We start from the raw sequence: 3,680 nt of genomic DNA, 5'->3' as shown, positions 1-3,680 counted from the left end.
GGTGGGCGTAGCTGGTTTCGAACCAGCGGCCTCTGCCGTGTGAAGGCAGCGCTCTCCCGCTGAGCTATACGCCCCAGGACCGTGGAGTCTAACGAGCCTCGCTGCTCGGCCGCAATCGACTTGGACAGCCTCTGGGCTGGGCGGGCTGCGCGGGTACGCAGAACCTGGTGGGCACTTCTACGGATGCAGGCTGCGTGAGCTGCTCTTACGCTTCTCGGGGTCATCCTCGGTGCCGAAAGCACGGCGCCGCATCCGATCGGAGGAGCTGGCCAGGTGAGAGCACCGACGCGGCCGAGCCGTCCCCGGCGACGTGGCTCGGGCGCTCCTGGCGACGGCCAGCACCGCGGCGCTGGCGTCCTCGACGATCGGCCGCCAGCCGAGCGAGCGGCTGGCGGCCCCATGGACCCAGGAGACGCCGAGCCGGCGCGGGGGCTGGGCTGGCTGACGCTCCCCCGCCTGTGGGTGGTGGTCGTGCTCGGCTCAATCGGCGTCATGCAGCTCTCGGTGACTCCCAGCGCCATCGACCTCGCCTACCACATCCGGGCCGGCGAGCTGATGGTCCGAGCGCACGCCCCGCTGCGGACCGACGTGTTCGCGTGGACGACGGCCGGGCAGGCGTGGCTCAACCAGAATTGGGGCGCGCAGGTCGTGCTCTACGGTCTGTGGCGCCTGGGCGGGTTCCCGCTCATCGTGGTCGTCAACGCGCTGGTGACCGTCGCTTCCTGGGGTCTGGTGATCCTGGCCTGCCGCGAACGCACCCGGAATCTGCGCGTGATCGCGGGCGCGGTGCTCGTCGGCTACCTCGGCTCGCTGTTCATCTTCTCGGCCCGGCCGCAGATGCTCTCGGTCCTGTTGTTCGCCGCCGAGCTCTACCTGCTCGAGGTGGCCAGGAGGCGACCCTGGGCGCTGGCCGCCATACCGCCGCTGATGGTGGTGTGGGCCAACGTCCATGGCGCGTTCGTCGTCGGGCTCGCGATCGTCGGCATCGAGGCGGTGGTCGCGCTGTGCAGGCGCGACCGGCGCACAGCGGCGCGCCTCGCCCTGGCCGGCGCGGCCGGCGCGGCCGCGCTGCTTGCCAACCCGTGGGGCGTGGGCGTGCTTCGCTACGCAGCGGGCCTGCCCTCGAACCCGGACGTCACCGCCAGAGTGACCGAGTGGGCGGCACCGACCGCCCGTGACCTGGCCGGCGCCGGCTTCTTCGTCGCGCTTGCCGTGCTCGTCATCATCCTGGCCCGGACCGGGGGACCGGCCCGGGCCGCCGACCAGGTCGCCCGGATCATCCCGCTCACCGCCCTCACCCTGTGGACCCTCCGGGCTGGCTTGTGGTGGGGACTGGCGCTCCCGCTCGTCCTGGCCTCGCTGGCGCGGAAGCGACAGCTGCGGCCGGCAGCGGCCGATAGGGGAACGCCGCTGCTCACCGGGTCGATCCTGCTGCTCCTTGCTGCCGCCATCGTGGTGGTCGCGCCCGGCACCCGGTCGCTGCTGCTGCCCGGGGCCCACTCGGCTTCCCGGCTGGCCTTCGCGCCGGCGGCCACGGCCGACTGGCTCACCGCCCACCCGCAGCCGGGCCGCATGCTGAACTACCAGTCGTGGGGCTCCTACCTCGAGTTCCGCCTCGGCCCGGCGGTCAAGCCGGCGGTCGACTCGCGCATCGAGCTGATTCCCTCCAAGTTCTGGAAGGATTACCACGCGATCGCGGGCGGCCGCTGGGACGCGCAGCGGCTGCTCGCCGCGCATGACATCTCCTACGTGGTCACCGACGCGCGCAAGACGCCCGAGCTGGTCGCCGACCTCGCGGCGTCGGACCAGTGGCGGCTCGCGTTCGCGAGCCTCGACGAGCGGGTGTACGTGCGGCGCTGACCCGGCCGTGCCCGTGTGCAGGCGCGCCCACCCACGGTCGGATCACTCGATCGGCTTGAGCTGCCGCTTCAGGTGGCGGAGGAGCACGGCTGTCCGGAGGGAGGGCGCCGCGTCGTCAGCGAAGTTCATCAGCGCCTCCACCTCCTGGTCGGTGAACACCGCCGTGGGCTGGCCGTTCGGGCTGCGGCGGCGGCCGGCGATGAGCACGCCGAACCCGAGGCGCTCGTGCACCAGCGGCACCATGACCAGGGTCTCGGCCCGGCTGCCCGGGATCCCGGCCAAGGCGCCCCGCACCCGGTCGGTGTCCTCCACCAGCCCGACCCCGGCCCGGAACAGCTCGCGCATGACGTCGCGGTTGTAGTCGACGTTCATGCGCCGCTCGGCAGGGGTGAGCCCGACCCCGCCCGAGACCTCGAGCAACCCTTCGCCGTTGTCGAGCAGGAGCACGACGACATCGGCCCGCACGCGCCTCGCGGTCTCGGCCGCCGCGATCTGGGGCAGGTCGCGCTCGTAGAACTCGAGCGGCTGGTCGCCCAGGACGTCGGAGACCTGCTCGATGGAGCTGGACAGGCGCTCGAAGTCGGCCGCCTGGTCGGGGACCTGCTCGGCGACCTGTCCGGGCTCGCTCGAGGCGGTCTCGGGCCGCAGGCTCGCGGTGAGGCGCTGGAGCAGCCCTCGGCCCTTCTTCGGCCTGGGGGGCGCCAGCGTCGCCGGGTCGGGCGGCGCTGGGATCACCGGCGGGGACGGCTGTTCCGGTGCCGCGGCCGGCGGCACCGGCGTGCGGGGCCGCGCGCTGGCGGCAGCCTCGTGACTGTCCCTGGTGCCGGTCGGTGGCGGTGGGGCCGGCGGGACCCCGGCTGGACTTGGCCTGGCGGTCTTCTCGAACGATGGCCACCTCGGCGCCGGAGCAGGCTCCGCCTGGGTAGTGTCCCTGGCTTCCTTGTCGACCTCGACCTGGTCCTGAGCCGAGGTGGCCGAAGACACGGCCGCCGGGACGGCCCGGTCGGGTGCTCCCTTCGCGTCTGGCTTTCGCGCTGGCGGAGCGCCTGGCGGCCCTGGCCGCCCGTCCTCCGCAGGGGTGGCCGCCGGTGCCGGCGCCCGGTCCTCGGGCGTGGGCTTCCCCGCGGCGGGCGGCACGGGCGCTTGCGAAGCCGAGGGCTCTACCTCAACCTCAGGTTCAGCGGCAACCTCAGGTTCAGCGGCCAGCCCGGCCACAGCCGCAGGCGCTGTGCCCGCTGCCTTGTCGTCCGGAGCGGCGCCCGTGCGTTCCTCGACCTCGGCGGCAGGCAGCTCGGCAGCCGCTGCCTGCTCCGGCCTCTCCGCGGGTGGCCCCGCCTCGGTAGGCTGCTCGCCAACGGCCGAGGCTTGTTCCTGGGCAGGGGCAGTCGCCTGCTCCACGGCGTCGGCGGCGTCGGCGGCGTCGACGGCCTCAGCGGCCTCAGCGGCGTCGACGGCCTCAGCGGCCTCCACGACCGCTGCCTGGTCCGGGGACTTCTCCGCTGGTCGTTCGCGAGTCGCGGTCGGCCCTCCTGCAGCCGCTTCGCCCTCAGAGGCCTCGGCCGATTCCCCGGCTGGTTCGGGTCGCTCCTGCTCGGTGGTCGGGGCCGGCTCCGCGGCGACCGCCTCGGCGCCGGGCGCCGCGACCAGCGCGCCGGCCGCCGCGATGGGCGCGCCAGCGGCGAGCTGGTCACGCTCGGCGGGGGTGGTCGGCGCCGGTCTGGCCTCCGCCGTTGCCGGGGCACCGGGCGGACGCTCCTCGGCGTCAACCCGAGCATCGCTGGGGACCGGCCCGCCGGAGGCTGCGACCTTGGCTCCCGCAG

Annotated in this window: 3 protein-coding genes and 1 tRNA gene; 2 read left to right on the top strand and 2 right to left on the bottom strand. The window is 74.1% G+C overall.

All coding sequences use genetic code 11. The features are described from left to right. Positions 1-2: 2 nt before the first annotated feature. Positions 3-74: transfer RNA gene (locus VG276_17945), tRNA-Val, on the bottom strand. A 325-nt stretch (positions 75-399) separates the two neighbouring features. On the opposite strand from VG276_17945, the gene VG276_17940 reads away from it, so the two are divergent. Continuing rightward, positions 400-1,860, top strand: a complete 1,461-nt coding sequence (locus VG276_17940; protein ID HEV8651215.1) for a hypothetical protein — start codon at positions 400-402, stop codon at positions 1,858-1,860. Positions 1,861-1,902: 42 nt separating this feature from the next. Here the strand turns inward: VG276_17940 and VG276_17935 are convergent, their stop codons facing one another. Further along, positions 1,903-2,595: a hypothetical protein gene (locus tag VG276_17935; protein ID HEV8651214.1), complete on the bottom strand. Its 693-nt coding sequence runs from the start codon at positions 2,593-2,595 to the stop codon at positions 1,903-1,905. A 408-nt stretch (positions 2,596-3,003) separates the two neighbouring features. On the opposite strand from VG276_17935, the gene VG276_17930 reads away from it, so the two are divergent. Next, positions 3,004-3,680, top strand: a 677-nt coding sequence (locus VG276_17930) for a hypothetical protein (protein HEV8651213.1), incomplete at its 3' end; no start/stop codon positions are given.

Source organism: Actinomycetes bacterium, from assembly GCA_036000965.1.
Lineage (GTDB): Bacteria > Actinomycetota > CALGFH01 > CALGFH01 > CALGFH01 > DASYUT01.
The sequence above is the reverse complement of the archived record's forward strand: the minus strand, read 5'-3'. Positions and strand labels throughout refer to the sequence as shown.

Bases quoted from the DNA above. Each gene is read 5' to 3' on its own strand.
- VG276_17940 (HEV8651215.1), top strand. From the start codon at position 400: ATGGACCCAGGAGACGCCGAGCCGGCGCGGGGGCTGGGCTGGCTGACG.